This is a genomic window from Actinacidiphila sp. bgisy145 (genome assembly GCF_057708125.1).
On sequence record NZ_JBYIRL010000064.1, the window covers coordinates 19,543 to 34,520 of the forward strand.

The 14,978-nt window shown below is 73.1% G+C and carries 12 protein-coding genes and 1 pseudogene; 10 read left to right on the forward strand and 3 right to left on the reverse strand.

What is annotated here, in order from left to right; translation table 11 throughout:
* Nucleotides 1-37: 37 nt before the first annotated feature.
* From AC3ERT_RS34815 to AC3ERT_RS34825, 3 genes and pseudogenes are all read right to left on the reverse strand, one after another.
* The gene (locus AC3ERT_RS34815) at nucleotides 38-1,444 is read right to left on the reverse strand and encodes an FtsW/RodA/SpoVE family cell cycle protein (RefSeq protein WP_435179033.1); all 1,407 of its coding nucleotides are present in this window, start codon (nucleotides 1,442-1,444) and stop codon (nucleotides 38-40) included.
* A 206-nt stretch (nucleotides 1,445-1,650) separates the two neighbouring features.
* Complete coding sequence (locus AC3ERT_RS34820; RefSeq protein WP_435179035.1) at nucleotides 1,651-2,121, reverse strand: type II toxin-antitoxin system PemK/MazF family toxin; 471 nt, start codon at nucleotides 2,119-2,121, stop codon at nucleotides 1,651-1,653.
* A 23-nt stretch (nucleotides 2,122-2,144) separates the two neighbouring features.
* Nucleotides 2,145-2,318, reverse strand: a pseudogene (locus AC3ERT_RS34825) (GNAT family N-acetyltransferase); the annotation flags it as partial.
* 116 nt (nucleotides 2,319-2,434) lie between these two features.
* Between AC3ERT_RS34825 and AC3ERT_RS34830 the strand changes: the two are divergent.
* The 10 genes from AC3ERT_RS34830 to rhaI all read left to right on the forward strand — a co-directional run bounded on the left by AC3ERT_RS34830 (nucleotide 2,435) and on the right by rhaI (nucleotide 14,948).
* Complete coding sequence (locus AC3ERT_RS34830; RefSeq protein WP_335976635.1) at nucleotides 2,435-3,283, forward strand: helix-turn-helix transcriptional regulator; 849 nt, start codon at nucleotides 2,435-2,437, stop codon at nucleotides 3,281-3,283.
* 145 nt (nucleotides 3,284-3,428) lie between these two features.
* Nucleotides 3,429-6,038, forward strand: coding sequence for a polysaccharide lyase family 8 super-sandwich domain-containing protein (locus AC3ERT_RS34835; protein WP_435179037.1), 2,610 nt, complete (start codon nucleotides 3,429-3,431; stop codon nucleotides 6,036-6,038).
* Nucleotides 6,039-6,061: 23 nt separating this feature from the next.
* Nucleotides 6,062-6,535 carry a low molecular weight protein-tyrosine-phosphatase gene (locus AC3ERT_RS34840; protein WP_435179044.1) on the forward strand — a complete coding sequence of 158 codons (474 nt, stop codon included), beginning with the start codon at nucleotides 6,062-6,064 and terminating at the stop codon, nucleotides 6,533-6,535.
* 493 nt (nucleotides 6,536-7,028) lie between these two features.
* Nucleotides 7,029-8,546 (forward strand): sugar ABC transporter ATP-binding protein, encoded by a 1,518-nt coding sequence (locus tag AC3ERT_RS34845; RefSeq protein ID WP_335976645.1) that lies wholly within the window; start codon nucleotides 7,029-7,031, stop codon nucleotides 8,544-8,546.
* Nucleotides 8,543-9,586, forward strand: coding sequence for an ABC transporter permease (locus tag AC3ERT_RS34850; protein WP_335976647.1), 1,044 nt, complete (start codon nucleotides 8,543-8,545; stop codon nucleotides 9,584-9,586). The genes AC3ERT_RS34845 and AC3ERT_RS34850 overlap by 4 nt, the downstream gene beginning before the upstream one ends.
* On the forward strand, nucleotides 9,576-10,628 hold the full coding sequence (locus tag AC3ERT_RS34855) for an ABC transporter permease (RefSeq protein ID WP_335976650.1): 1,053 nt from the start codon (nucleotides 9,576-9,578) through the stop codon (nucleotides 10,626-10,628). The genes AC3ERT_RS34850 and AC3ERT_RS34855 overlap by 11 nt, the downstream gene beginning before the upstream one ends.
* 195 nt (nucleotides 10,629-10,823) lie before the next feature.
* Nucleotides 10,824-11,834 carry a substrate-binding domain-containing protein gene (locus tag AC3ERT_RS34860; RefSeq protein ID WP_435137700.1) on the forward strand — a complete coding sequence of 337 codons (1,011 nt, stop codon included), beginning with the start codon at nucleotides 10,824-10,826 and terminating at the stop codon, nucleotides 11,832-11,834.
* Nucleotides 11,835-11,920: 86 nt separating this feature from the next.
* Nucleotides 11,921-12,292: an L-rhamnose mutarotase gene (locus AC3ERT_RS34865; protein ID WP_435137691.1), complete on the forward strand. Its 372-nt coding sequence runs from the start codon at nucleotides 11,921-11,923 to the stop codon at nucleotides 12,290-12,292.
* Entirely contained in the window at nucleotides 12,270-13,730 is a 1,461-nt protein-coding gene (locus AC3ERT_RS34870) for an arabinose isomerase (protein ID WP_435179040.1), read from the forward strand. Before AC3ERT_RS34865 ends, AC3ERT_RS34870 begins: the two co-directional genes overlap by 23 nt.
* A 51-nt stretch (nucleotides 13,731-13,781) precedes the next feature.
* Nucleotides 13,782-14,948 (forward strand): L-rhamnose isomerase, encoded by a 1,167-nt coding sequence (rhaI, locus tag AC3ERT_RS34875; RefSeq protein ID WP_435179042.1) that lies wholly within the window; start codon nucleotides 13,782-13,784, stop codon nucleotides 14,946-14,948.
* The last annotated feature ends 30 nt before the right edge of the window (nucleotides 14,949-14,978 follow it).

Sequence of the window (14,978 nt, forward strand, 5' to 3'; positions counted from 1 at the left end):
CCCCTCGCCCCGGCACCCACCGGACACCGGGGGCGCCTCACCGAGCGCCCCCGTCCCCGTACGCCTCCCCGCCGGTGGCCCGGTCCGAGTCGCCGTACGCCTCCCCGCCGGCGGCCCCCTCCGGGTCCGGCCGCCGCGCGGTGTCGCTGATCCGGACCAGAATCCCGACCAGCGCCCAGTTGGCGATCACCGACGACCCGCCGTACGCCACGAACGGCAGCGTCATCCCGGTCAGCGGGATCAGCCCGAGGACACCGCCGGCCACCACGAACACCTGGAGCGCGAACGCCGCCGACAGCCCGCCCGCCAGCAGCTTGCCGAACGGGTCGCGGGTGGCCAGCGCGGCCCGCATCCCGCGCTCGACGACCAGCGCGTACAGCAGCAGCAACGCGACCAGCCCGGCCATCCCCAGCTCCTCGCCGACCGTGGCCAGGATGAAGTCGGAGTTCGCGGCGAAGCCGATCAGGTCGGAGTTGCCCTGCCCCAGCCCCGTGCCGATCAGGCCGCCCGAGCCGAACGCCCACAGCGCCTGCATGGACTGCTCGGAGTGGCCGGGCAGCCCCTGCCGGCTCTTGAGGTACTCGCCCATGGGGTGCAGCCACGCCCGGACCCGCTGCTGCACGTGCGGCTCGAAGGAGCCGACGCCCACCGCGCCGCCCGCCGCCATCAGCAGGCCGAAGACGAGCCAGCTGGTCCGCTCGGTGGCCGCGTACAGCATCGCCACGAACATGCCGAAGAACAGCAGCGACGTACCGAGGTCGGTCTCGAAGACCAGGATCAGCACCGACAGCGCCCACACCGACAGGATCGGCCCCAGGTCCCGGCCGCGCGGCAGCGCCAGCCCGGCGAACCGCCGCCCGGCCAGCGCCAGCGCGTCCCGCTTCACCACCAGGTAGCCCGCGAAGAACACCGCGATCACGATCTTCGCGAACTCCGCCGGCTGCATGCTGTACCCGGCCAGCGCGATCCAGATCCGCGCCCCGTACACGTCGAGCCCGAGCCCCGGCACCAGCGGCAGGAGCAGCAGCACCAGCGCGACCACCATCGAGGTGTACGTGTACCGCTGGAGCGTGCGGTGGTCCCGCAGCAGCACCAGCACCACCGCGAAGAGCACCAGCCCCGCCGCGGAGTACAGCAGCTGGCGCGGCGCGGCCACCTGGAAGCCCGGGTCGGAGCGCAGCCGCGGGGACTGGTCCAGCCGCCAGATGACCACCAGCCCGAGGCCGTTGAGGAGCGTCGCGATCGGCAGCAGCAGCGGGTCGGCGTGGCGGGCGAACCTGCGCACCGCCAAGTGGCCGAGGCACGCCAGCAGCCCGAGGCCGAGGCCGTAGCCCAGCAGCCCGGACGGCACCTCGCCGTGCAGCGCCAGCCCCGCGTCGGCGTACGCGTACACCGGCACCGCGATGGCCAGGAGCAGCAGCGCGAGCTCGGTGCGACGGGTCACCGCGGGCCGAAGGCGCGCGTCGGTGCACCGGCTCTCCGCATGAGCCCCCCTGGCTCGGAACGACCTGACGGCCGAAACGGCCACAACGCACGCAAGGCTAGCGTTTCCCCGGCCGCGGGGGCGCGGTTACGGCACATACGCCCGCCCCGCGCGTCACAGGGTGCGACGCGCGGGGCGGGCGTCGGGATGGGTGCGGTCCGGGGGCGTCAGCGCCGTTCGAGCCGCTTCATGAAGCCGGGGTCCAGCGCTCCGGCGCGGCGGCGGAACGCCGGGAGCGGGACGTCCCGCAGCTCCCCGGTCTCCAGGTAGCTCTGCCGGCCCGCCGCGTCGTCGACGGTGCCCGGGGGCAGGGCCAGCACCCCCGGCAGCCCGGCGTGCCGCTTGGTGGTGATCTTGGCGACGCGCGCGGAGCCGCCGCGGACCGACAGCACCAGGCAGGGCCGGTCCTTGCCGCCCGGGCCGTCCTCGAACGGCACCCGCGCCCACCACACCTCGCCCCGGCGCGGCTGCCGCGGCTGCCGCGGCTGCCGCGGCGCGGGCCCCCGGCCCGGACCCGGGCCGGCGCCCCCGCGCGCGCCCCGCGGCGGCCGCCGCGACCTGGCCCGGCCGTCGACGACCGCGGCGACCAGCGCCAGCGCCGCCACCGCGAGCACCGCGGCCCACATCCCCCCGCTCATCCCTCACCCCGCCCTTCCCCGGCCCGGCCGCCGTCCAGGATCAGGCGCGGCCAGGCGAACGCGCGGTGCACGTACGCCTCGGCGAGCGATGTCGCCACCGGCTCGACCAGGTGCGCCTGGTCCGGGCGGACCTCGACGGCGAGGGCGGCTTGCAGGTTGGCGGCGGTGATCTCTTCCAGCCGGGGCGCGAAGGTCATCCCACGACGGTAGCGCCGTACGGCAAGCGGTTTTCGGCCCGCGGCGGGCCGCACCGCCGGGACGGGGGGATCGGCAGTCCCTGGCCGGGCGGGCGCAGAGGCCGATAATGGAGGGCATGGACCGTGCCGCACTCGCCGACTTCCTGCGCCGCCGACGGGAGGCGCTGCGCCCGGAGGACGTCGCCCTCCCCCAGGGCGCGCGGCGCCGTACCCGGGGGCTGCGGCGCGAGGAGGTGGCGGGCCTGGCGGTGATGTCGACCGACTACTACACGCGGCTGGAACAGCGGCGCGGCCCGCAGCCCAGCGAGCAGATGCTCGCCTCGCTCGCCCGCGCGCTGCGGCTGACCGACGACGAGCGCCGCTACCTCTACCGGATCGCCGGGCACAACGCGCCGGTGTCGCTGTCCGCGGTGCCGCACGTCGCCCCGGCGCTGCTGCGGGTGCTGGACCGGCTCGACGACACGCCCGCGCTCATCCTGACCGACCTCGGCGAGACGCTGGTGCAGAACCGGATGGCCGCCGCGCTGTTCGGCGACGCCTCGGGGTACACCGGGCTCGCGCGCAGCGCGGTCTACCGCTGGTTCACCGACCCGGCGGCCCGCTCCTCCTACCCGGCCGACGACCACACCCGGCACGGCCGCGCCCAGGTCGCGGGCCTGCGGGTCGCGTACGGGCTGCGCGGACCGGACTCGCGGGCGGGCGAGTTGGCGCGCGCCCTGCACCGGGCCAGCGCGGAGTTCGCCGAGCTGTGGGACCGGCACGAGGTCGCGCAGCGCTTCGAGGACCACAAGACGCTGCTGCACCCGGAGATCGGGGCGATCGAGGTGGACTGCCAGGCGCTGTTCACCGACGACCAGTCGCAGACCCTGCTGGTGCTCACCGCGCCGCCCCGCAGCGAGGGTGCGGAGAAACTGCGGCTGCTGGCGGCGGTCGGCCTGAACCGCTTCACGCCGGCGGACGCCTGACGCCTGACGCCTGACGCGGTTCCGGCCGGACAAAGGGCCCCACGCGCCCGGCGGCCGTGTGAGAAGTGCTGACGCGCGGCGGAAGCGTTGCTTCAATACGGCCAGGCCGCAAGCACCGCTTCCGCCCACCCCTGGAGGCCCCGCCGTGCAGATCTCCCGCCGCGCCCTGATCGCCGCGGTGCCCGCGACCGCCGTGCTCGCCGCGGCGCCGGACCGGGCGTCGGCCACCACGGCCGACACGACGGCCACCACGGCCGGCACGGCCGGCACCGCCCCCGCGCCCCGGGGCGCCCCCGGCACTCCCGCCGACCGCGCCACCGTACTGTCCAACACCGTCGACGTCTTCGCGGGCACCGCCGCCTCCAACGCCCGCCCCGAGGTCGCCGCCAAGCTCGCCGCGATCGCCGCCACCGCCCGCACCCGGCTGGCCGCGATGGACGCGGCCGGCAGCGGCGAGCTGTTCGCCGGCCTCACCCTCGGCAGCAGTGACACCGCGCTGACCGCCGCCTACCAGTACCTGTACGAGATCGCGCTCGCCACCCGCGTCCCGTCCGGCGCCGCCGACCTCACCGGCGCCACCGCCGTCCAGCAGCGCGCCGCCGACGGGCTCCAGTGGCTCTACGACCGCTGCTTCGGCGACCAGCAGGCCGGCTACTACGGCAACTGGTTCAACTGGGAGATCGCGATCCCGCAGTACGCCACCAAGACCCTGATCCTGCTCCAGGAGACCGTCGCCGCCTCCCACCCCGACCTGACCGCGGCCTACGTCGCCGCCATGGACGGCTACCTGCGCAACGGCAGGGACGGCGACGTCGACCTCGACTCCCGCTTCCACACCGGCGCCAACCTCGCCGACATCACCACCGACCGCATCATGCAGGGCGCCCTGACCGGCGACGACGCCCGCATCACCAAGGCCGTCGCGGACCAGGCCACGGTGCTCGCGCCCATCGACCCGTACGCGCTGCGGCACCACGTCACCGACGGGTTCTACGCCGACGGCTCCTACCTCCAGCACGCGTCGGTCGCCTACACCGGCTCCTACGGCACCGGGCTGCTCAGCCGGATCGTGCAGACCGTCAAACTGCTGGACGGCACCGGCTACCTGGCCGGCACCGACCCGGCGGGCACCGCCGCCGGCTGGGTGGCGGACAGCTTCGCGCCGCTGATCTTCGAGGGGTGGATGACGGAGGCGGTCAAGGGCCGCGCGGTCTCCCGCCCCACCACCGGCTACGCGGACGTGGGCACCGTCGTGGAGTCCGTGGTGGACCTGGCGGCGTACACCACCGGCGCCCGGGCGGCCGCGCTCGCCGGGTACGCGAAGTTCGTCCGGCGCGAGTCGCGGGCACCGGTGGACCCGGCGTCGTTCGTCTCCCCGGTGAGCACCGCCCGCTACGCCGACCTCCTCGCCGACCCCTCCGTGCCCGCCGCCGACCTCAACGCGCCCGCCCAGCACACCGCGTTCAACGCGATGGACCGCGTGGTGCACCGCCGCCCCGGCTGGGCGTTCACCCTCGCCCGCAGCTCCACCCGGATCAGCGGCTACGAGTACATGAACGGCGAGAACCTCCTGCCCTGGTTCCAGGGCGCGGGCGCGCACTACCTCTACCTGTCCGGCCAGGACCAGGCGCAGGCGTACGGCGTCGACCACTTCACGACCGTGTCGCCCTACGCGCTGGGCGGGGTGACCGCGCCGGTCCAGACCCGGCGAAGCGTGCCGGAGCTGTACGGCACCGCCTGGTACGACAACCCCGCGGCCGGGTTCACCTCCTCGTCGGAGGCGCAGAACACCTACGTCTACTTCCCGCTGTCCACCAACTCCCACTCCGGGGGCGCCCGTTCGGGCCCGTACGGCACCTGCGGGCTGGTGCTGTCCGATGACGCGGCCTATGCCGCGGCCCGCGCCGGCCTGCTCCCCGCGGACTTCGTGGCCTACGCGAACGCGCGCGCCACCAAGTCCTGGTACTTCTTCGACGACGAGGTGGTGGTGCTCGCCGCGGGCGTCGGCGACGACGCGGGCCGGGCGGTGGCCACCACCTTCGACACGCGCGTCGCGGCCCCCGGGGACCCGGTCGCCGTCACCGGGCAACTGCGGGACGGCCGCGCGTTCACCGGGCCCGGCAGCGGCGAACTGGCCTGGCTGCGCTACGCCGACGGCGGGCAGGGCACCGCGGTCGGCTACGTCCTGCTGCCCGGCCCCGGGCGGGCGCCGCTGGTGCGGGTGGGCCTTGCGACCGTCACCCGCAGCCGGCGGGCGATCCGTACCGCCAACCCCGACACCGCGGTCACCAAGCAGGTCTTCTCGGTCGGCTGCGCGCAGGAGGCCGGCGCCGCGCCGGCCTGTTTCGCGTACGCGCTGGTGCCGGGCGCGAGCGAGCAGGCGCTGCGCGGGTACGGGCGGTCCGGGCCGCTGTCGGTGCTCGCCAACTCCCCCGCCGTGCAGGCCGTCCGGCACACCGGGCTCGGTATCACGGCCGCCAACGCGTTCGGTCCCGGGCCGCACCGCGCCGGGCCGCTGGAGGTCGACGGCCCGGCGTCGGTGCTGGTGCGGGAGCACCGCGACGGCCGTACGACGGTCGCGGTGGCCGACCCGACCACGGCACGGGAGTCCGTCACGGTGCTGCTGCGCGGGCGGAAGCTGCGGGCGGCCGGCGGCGCGGACGGGGTGCGCGTCACCCGTACCCGCGGCGGCACCCGGATCGAGGCCGCCACGCACCACGCCTACGGTGCCACCGTGGAGGTGACGCTGTGCTGAAGCAGGCCCGTAGTCTGGCGCCCGTGCATCTGTGCTTCGTATGCAGCGGGAACATCTGCCGGTCGCCGTCCGCCGCGCTGGTGGTGGCCGAGCACCTGCGCCGGGCCGGCCTGTCCGACCGGGTGCGCGTGACAAGCGCGGGCATCGGGCCCTGGCACGTCGGGAAGCCGATGGACCCGCGCTCCGCGCGGGTGCTGGAGCAGCACGGCTACCCCGTCGACCATGTCGCCGCGCAGGTCGGCCCGGAGCATCTGGACGCCGACCTCTTCCTGGCGATGGACCGCGGGCACGAACGGGCGCTGCGCACGCTGGTGCCCGACCCCGCCCGGGTCCGGCTCTTCCGCTCCTTCGACCCGGCCGCCCCGGCCGGCGGCCCGGACCTCGACGTGCCCGACCCCTACTACGGCGGCCCCGACGGCTTCACCACGGTCCTCACCATGATCGAGGCCGCCACCCCCGCCCTCCTCACCTGGACCCGCACCCACCTCGCCCCCTGAGCAGAGCGGCGCGAGGGCGGCGCGGGGCCGGGTTCCAGCATGTGGGAAGGCGCTGGCAACTCGCCTGCCGGGCACCGGGCTTGGTGGGATGAGTCGTTTCAGACGGGCACAGAATAACGGCGGCGGACGGGCTCCGCAATGGGGCGTAACGGCACGATTCGGGGAAGATGCCGGCCGCCGGGCCGCATCCAGCCGCCGCGGCGCCCGGAAGGCCCCGGGCGCTGCCGCCCCGGGCCCGCCCGAAAGCCCTTGCGGCGCGACCCGCCCACCAGCACTCTTCCGTAGCCGCGAATATTTCGTGCGCGACCCTAGACGTCACGTGACACAGGACATAGTCTCGCGTCGTTCACCCTTGTGAAACGTTCCAATTCACCGGTGGCCCGACGTTCGGACGGAGGGCACGACGAGTCCCGGACCGCGTTCCGGGGAGGGAGTGGGCCCACATGTGGCGAACCCGCCACCGAGCACCACACCAAGACGAGGACCTGGCGCGATGAAAGATCCCGTAGGCAAGGACCCGCTCCTGGTCCTCGAGCAGGCCACCAAGCGCTTCGGCGCGGTGCGCGCGCTCGAGGACGGGTCGGTCACCCTCTACCCAGGCGAGGCACACGCCCTGTTGGGCGAGAACGGCGCGGGCAAGTCCACGCTCGTGAAGATCCTCGCCGGCGTGCACCAGCCCGACAGCGGCCGGCTCGCGGTCGACGGCACCCCGGTGGTGTTCTCCGGCCCCGCGGCCTCCCGCGCCGCCGGCGTGTCGATCATCTACCAGGAGCCCACCCTCTTCCCCGACCTGACCGTCGCGGAGAACATCTTCATGGGCCGTCAGCCGCTGCGCGCCGGCCGCCGGATCGACCGCACCGCGATGAACCGGGCGGCGACGGAGGTCTTCGAGCGGCTGGGCGTCCAACTGGACCCGCAGCGGCAGGCCCGCGGCCTGTCCGTCGCCGACCAGCAGATCGTCGAGATCGCCAAGGCGCTGTCGCTGGACGCCAAGGTGCTGGTGATGGACGAGCCGACCGCCGCGCTGACCACGGTGGAGGTCGAGCGGCTCTTCGAGGTGATGCGCACGCTGCGCGAGCAGGGCGCCGCGGTGCTGTTCATCTCGCACCGCATCGAAGAGGTGCTGGCCAGCTGCCAGCGCGTGACCATCATGCGCGACGGGAAGTTCGTGAGCACCGCGCCCATCGAGGAGGTGACCGCCGACTCCATCATCCGGTCGATGGTCGGCCGCGAGCTGGGCGCGCTCTTCCCGAAGACCCAGACCTCCCCCGGTGAGACGGTGCTGGAGGTCGAGCACCTCACCCGCGAGGGCGTCTTCCACGACGTCAGCTTCACCGTGCGCCGCGGCGAGATCGTCGGCCTGGCCGGGCTGGTCGGCGCCGGGCGCAGCGAGGTCGCCCGGGCCGTCTTCGGCATCGACCGCCGGACGTCGGGCACCGTCACGGTGGGCGGCCGGCGGCTGCGCAACGGTGTGCCGGCCGACGCGATGGCCGCCGGCGTGGCGCTCGTCCCGGAGGACCGCCGCCAGCAGGGCCTGGTGATGGACATGGGCATCGACCGCAACGTGGCGCTGGCCTCGCTGGCGCGGCTGGGCCGGCTCGGCCTGATACGCCGCGGCTCGGAACGCGAGCTGGCGCTGACCTGGGCGGAGCGGCTCCAGTTGAAGTTCGGCCGGATGAAGAACCCGGTCTCCACCCTGTCGGGCGGCAATCAGCAGAAGGTGGTGCTGGGCAAGTGGCTCGCCCGGGACCCCTCGCTGCTGATCATCGACGAACCGACCCGAGGTATCGACGTCGGGACCAAGGCCGAGGTGCACCGCATCCTCGACGGCCTGGTCGCCGACGGGATGGCGGTGCTGATGATCTCCTCCGAACTGCCCGAGGTACTGGGCATGGCCGACCGGGTGCTGGTCCTGCACGAGGGCCGGATCACCGCGGAGCTCGCCCGCGACGAGGCCGACGAGGACTCGATCATGCGCGCCGCCACCGGTTACGCGGCGGTGGCGTCATGACCGCACAGCTCACCGCACCCGCCCCGGCCCAGGGCACCCAGCGCTTCGCACGCGGCGCGGCGCTGCTGCGGGCCCGCGAACTGGGCATCGGCGTCGCGATCGTGCTGGTCTTCGTGGTCACCACGATCAGCAACCACGCTTTCGCCAACGCGCACAGCGTGCAGCAGCTGCTCACCGGCGCCTCGCTGATCGCGCTGCTCGGCGTCGGCGAGACGATGGTGATCGTCACCCGCAACGTGGACCTGTCGGTCGGCTCGGTGGTCGGCCTGTCCGCCTACGTCGTCGGCGACGTCTTCAAGCACCACGCCGGCTTCCCGGTGCTGCTCGGCTATGTGCTGGGCATCGCGGTCGGCGCGCTGGTCGGCTCGATCAACGGCGTGATCACGGTCGTGACGCGGGTGCCGAGCCTGGTGGTGACCCTGGCGATGCTCTACATCGTGCGCGGGGTGGACGGAGTGATCGTCGACGGCAAGACCATCGACCCGGCGGCCATCCCCAAGTCCTTCACGGAAGTGGGGTACCGCACCTTCCTCGGGGTGCCGTGGCTGGCGATCATCGTGGCGGTGGTGGTCGCGGTGGTCAGCTACGCGATGCGCTCCTTCCGGGCCAGCCGCGACCTGTACGCGATCGGCTCCAACCCGGAGGCGGCCGCGCTGGCCGGCATCCCCGCCGGGCGGCGGGTGTTCGGCGCCTTCGTGATCAGCGGCGCGCTCGCGGGCCTGGCCGGCTCGCTGTTCCTCGCGCTGCACGCCCAGATCGACGTCACCGGCGGCAACGGCTACGAGCTGACCGTGGTCTCCGCGGTGGTCGTCGGCGGGGTGGCCATCTTCGGCGGCAGCGGCACCGTGCTGGGCGCCGCCCTGGGCGCGCTGCTGCTCAACACGATCAACCAGGCGCTGGTCGCCGCGAAGATCTCGTCCTTCTGGAACGAGGCGATCGCCGGCGGCCTGCTGCTGGCGGCCATCGCCTTCGACCGCTGGCTGGGCCTGCGGGTGGCCCGCAGCCTCCAGTCCGCACAGGGAGCACACCGTGACGCCTGACCTGACCACCGCCAAGCCGCCGGCCGCCTCCTACCGGGGTGTCGACGACGGCGGGCAGCCGCTGTGGCGCTCGCTGGTGCGCTGGGAGACCGCGCTGGTGTTCGTGCTGATCGCCGTGGTGATCTTCGGCGCCGCGCACTCCTCGGACTTCCTGGACGGCACCAACTTCTTCTACATCAGCCTGAACATGGGCGAGATCGCCATCATGGCGCTGCCGCTCACGCTGATCGTGATGACCGGTGAGATCGACCTGTCGGTGGCCTCGATGCTGGGGCTGTCCGGCACCGTGATGGGCTCGCTCTTCCACGACGGCTGGTCGGTGTGGGCGGCGATGGCCGCGGCGCTGGCGGTCGGCGCGGCCGGCGGCGCGCTCAACGGCCTGCTGGTCGCGAAGATGGGGCTGCCGTCGATCGCGGTGACCATCGGCACCCTGACGCTCTTCCGCGGCCTGTCCGAGATCGTGCTGGCGCCGCGGACCATCACCGGCTTTCCGATCTCGCTCACCAAGATCGGCGTCATGCCGGTGCAGGGGACGAAGATCGCCTGGTCGGCGTTGATCTTCCTGGTGCTGGCGGTGCTCTTCGGGGTGGTGCTGCACGCCACATCGCTGGGCCGCTCCATCGTGGCGATCGGCCTGCAACCGGAGGCGGCCCGCTTCTCGGGGGTGCGGGTGGACCGGATCAAGTTCGGGCTCTACGTGGTCTCCGGGCTGTTCTGCGCGCTCGCCGGCATTCTGTTCACCCTGAAGAACTCCTCGGTCAGCTACGACGCGGGCACCGGCCTCGAACTCAACGTGGTGGCCATCGTGCTGCTCGGCGGGGTGTCGATCTTCGGCGGCCGGGGCACCGTGATCGGCGTGGTGCTGGCGGTGGCCATCGTCGGGTGCCTCCAGCAGGCGCTGACGCAGATGGGCGTCCAGCCCGAGGTGCAGAACATCGTCACCGGCGCGCTGCTGCTGGTCAGCGTGATCGTGCCGAACGGCGGGGAGTTGCTGCGGCGGGCCAGGGCCCGCGCGCGGCGCGGCCCGCTGCCGGCCGCCTGACGCCCGGCCGGGCGCGGCTTCGCACCTCCCGGCGCCCGGCCCCTTTTTCGTCACGTTTTTCGTCACGTTTTTCGTCAAGCCGCTTTGCTCCACCGTCCCTCGTCCAGCCCTTCGAAGAAAGACAGTCACGTGACCCTTAGCAGAACGGCACGCCGCAGGGCGACCGCACTCCTTTCCCTTACCGTGGCCGGCCTGATGCTCGCGGCGTGCGGTTCCTCCTCCAACGCCGGCGCCGACCCGACCGGCAAGCCGACCGCGACCGGGGTCAAGAAGGGCCTGACGGTCTACTTCATCCCGAAGGACACCCAGAACCCGTACGAGGTGCTGGCCGACCAGGGCGGCAAGAAGGCGCTGGAGGAGTTGGGCGGCAAGGTGGTGGTCAGCTCCGGCACCGCCGACACCGCGGCCGCGCAGATCCCGTCGATCCAGACCGCGATCCAGAAGCACGCCGACGCCATCGTGATCGCGGGCAACGACCCGTCCGCGCTGTGCCCGTCGCTCAACCAGGCCGCGGCCGCCGGGATCAAGATCGTCTCGTTCGACTCCGACATCTCCTGCGGCACCAGCCCGAACCACCTGTTCATCAACCAGGCCGACACCAAGGTCATCGGCACCTCCGAGGTGGACCTGCTGGCCAAGCAGATCGGCAGCAGCGGCCAGGTCGCGATCCTGTCGGCGGCGGCCAGCGCGACCAACCAGAACGCCTGGATCAAGTACATGAAGCAGCAGCTGGCCAAGTACCCGAACATGAAGCTGGTCAGCACCGTCTACGGCAACGACGACCCGGCCACCTCCCTGACGGTGCTCCAGGGTCTGCTGTCGGCGTACCCGAACCTCAAGGGCATCATCTCGCCGACCACCGTGGGCATCTCGACGGCGGCGCAGTACCTGTCCAACCACAAGGACGTGGCGAAGAAGGTCACGCTCACCGGGCTCGGGCTGCCCTCGCAGATGAAGTCCTACGTCAAGGACGGCACCGTGAAGTCCTTCGAGCTGTGGGACCCGAACAAGCTCGGCTACCTGGCCGGCTATGCGGCCGCGTCGCTCGCGTCCGGCAGCGCCAGCCTCCAGGCCGGGTCCTCCTTCAAGGCCGGCACGCTGGGCAGCTACACGGTGATCGGCGCCTCCGGCAGCAGCAGCCCGTCGGTGGTGCTCGGCCCGCCGACCGTCTTCGACTCCACCAACGTCGACAAGTTCGACTTCTAGAAACGCCGCGCGGCGCCGGCCGGTCCCTCCCGCGGGGCCGGCCGGCGCCGGCGGCGCCCGGCGAGCCCTTGGGGAACGACGAACGGATGAACCGCTACTGCTTCCTGCTCCGGGTCCGGCCCGACCGCCTCGAGGAGTACCGCGAGCGGCACGCGCACGTGTGGCCGGACATGCTCCGCGCGCTGGCCGCGGCCGGCTGGCACAACTACTCGATCTTCGCCGCCGACGACGGGCTGCTCGTCGGCTACGTCGAGGCCGACGACCTCGCCGCCGCCCAGGCCGCGATGGCCCGCACCGAGGTCAACGCCCGCTGGCAGGCCGAGATGGCGCCCTTCTTCACCGGCCTGGACGGCCGCGCCCCCGACGAGGGGTTCCTGCTGCTGCGGCCGGTCTTCCACCTCGACGACCAACTGCGCGCCCACGAAGGAGGACCCGATGACCACGACGTCGGGCGCTGAGCGCGCCCCGCTGCCCGAGGGGCTGCCGCGGGTGGCCGCCCGCCGGACCACGGTGGGCCTGGTGGCCGGCGGGCTCGGCGCCTACTGGCCGCAGTTCCCCGACCTGCTCCCGCAGCTGCGGCGGTCCGCGGACCGCGTCGCGCAGCGGCTGGGGGCGCTGGAGGCCGACGTGGTGGACGCCGGGTTCGTCTCCGACGCGCAGGACGCGGCGCGCGCCGCCGAGACGCTGCGGGTGGCCGGCTGCGACATCATCGTCGGCTTCCTCACCACCTACATGACCGCCTCGATGCTGGTGCCGATCGCGCAACGCAGCGGTGCGCCGGTACTGCTGATCAACCTCCAGCCCACCGAGGCGATGGACCACGCGTCCTTCGACACCGGGCAGTGGCTGGCGTACTGCGGTGCCTGCCCGCTGCCGGAGATGGCCAACGCCTTCCTGCGCTGCGGCATCGACTTCCGGTCGGTGTCGGGCTATCTGGAGGACGAGCGGGCCTGGGCACGGATCGGCCGGTGGATCGAGGCGGCCGGGGTGCGCGGCGCGCTGCGGCACGGCCGGCACGGCCTGATGGGGCACCTGTACCCGGGGATGCTGGACGTGTCGACGGACCTCACGCTGGTCCCGGCGAACTTCGGCGGCCACATGGAGGTGCTGGAGTTCGACGACCTGCGGGTGCGGGTCGCCGAGGTCACCGACGCGCAGGTGGACGAGCGGATCGCGCTGGCCCGGGAGGTCTTCGACATCGACCCCAGCGTCCAGGAGGAGGACTTCCGCTGGGCGGCGAAGGTGTCGGTGGGCCTGGACCGGCTGGCGGCCGACTTCGCGCTGGACAGCCTCGCCTACTACCACCGCGGACTTGCGGGCGAGCAGCACGAGCGGCTGGGCGCGGGCATGATCCTGGGCGCGTCGCTGCTGACCGCGCGCGGGCTGCCCGCCACCGGCGAGTACGAGCTGCGGACGTCGCTGGCGATGCTGGTGGTGGACCGGCTCGGCGGCGGCGGCTCGTTCACCGAGCTCCAGGCGCTGAACTTCCGCGACAACGTGGTGGAGATGGGCCATGACGGCCCGGCCCACCTGGCGATCAGCCGGCGCCGCCCGCTGCTGCGCGGCCTGGGCGTCTACCACGGCAAGCGCGGCTGGGGGGTGTCGGTGGAGTTCGACGTGGCGCACGGCCCGGTCACCGCGTTCGGCATCGCGCAGCAGCGCGACGGCGCGTTCCGGTTCGTGGCGTCCACCGGGCAGGTGGTGCCCGGCCCGCTGCTGGAGATCGGCAACACCACCTCGCGGGTCGACTTCGGCTGCGACCCGGGCGAGTGGACGGACGCGTGGAGTTCCACCGGCATCTCGCACCACTGGGCGCTGGGCGTCGGCGACCTGCGGCCGCAGCTGCGGGCGACCGCCGACCTGCTGGGCGTGGACCTGGTGGAGGTCGCGCTGTGACCCGAGTGACGCATCGTCAGCAATTCCCCGCAACGGAAAGCAGGTCCGCCCATGGCCGGTCGTGAGGCAGCCAAGAACGTTCTGCGCGCGCAGCGCATCGAGTTGCCGTCGTGGGCGTTCGGCAACTCCGGCACCAGGTTCAAGGTCTTCGCCCAGCAGGGCGTGCCCCGGGACCCGTTCGAGAAGGTCGCCGACGCCGCCCAGGTGCACCGCTTCACCGGGGTCGCGCCGAGCGTCGCCCTGCACATCCCCTGGGACCAGGTCGCGGACTACGCGGCGCTGGGCCGGGCCGCCGCCGACGCCGGGATCGCGCTGGGCACGGTGAACGCGAACGTCTTCCAGGACGACGACTACAAGCTCGGCAGCGTCACCAACCCCGACCCGGCCGTCCGCCGCAAGGCGCTGGACCATCTGTTCGCGTGCGTGGACGTGATGGACCTGACCGGCTCGCGGGACCTGAAGCTGTGGTTCTCCGACGGCACCAACTACCCCGGCCAGGACGACATCCGTGCCCGCCAGGACCGGCTGGCCGAGGCGCTGTCGGCGGTGTACGAGCGGCTGTCGGGCGACCAGCGGCTGATCCTGGAGTACAAGCTGTTCGAGCCGGCCTTCTACACCACCGACGTGCCGGACTGGGGCACTGCCTACGCGCACTGCCTGCGGCTGGGCGAGCAGGCCCGGGTGTGCGTGGACACCGGGCACCACGCGCCGGGCACCAACATCGAGTTCATCGTGGCGTTCCTGCTGCGCGAGCAGAAGCTCGGCGCGTTCGACTTCAACTCGCGCTTCTACGCCGACGACGACCTGATGGTGGGCGCCGCCGACCCCTTCCAGCTCTTCCGCATCCTCTTCGAGGTCGCGCGGGCGGGCGGGCTGGCGGCGGACTCCCAGATCGCCTTCATGCTCGACCAGTGCCACAACATCGAGCCGAAGATCCCCGGCCAGATCCGCTCGGTGATGAACGTCCAGGAGGCCACCGCGAAGGCGCTGCTGGTGGACACCGAGGCGCTGGCCGCGGCGCAGGCGGCCGGTGACGTACTGGGCGCCAACGGGGTGCTGATGGACGCCTTCAACACCGATGTGCGGCCGCTGCTGGCGGAGTTGCGCGAGGAGGGCGGGCTCGACCCGGACCCGATGGCCGCGTACGCGCGGTCCGGTTACGCCGAGCGGATCGTCGCGGAGCGGGTGGGCGGCACCCAGGCGGGCTGGGGCGCCTGACTCGCGCGCACCCGCACACGCGAGGAGCCC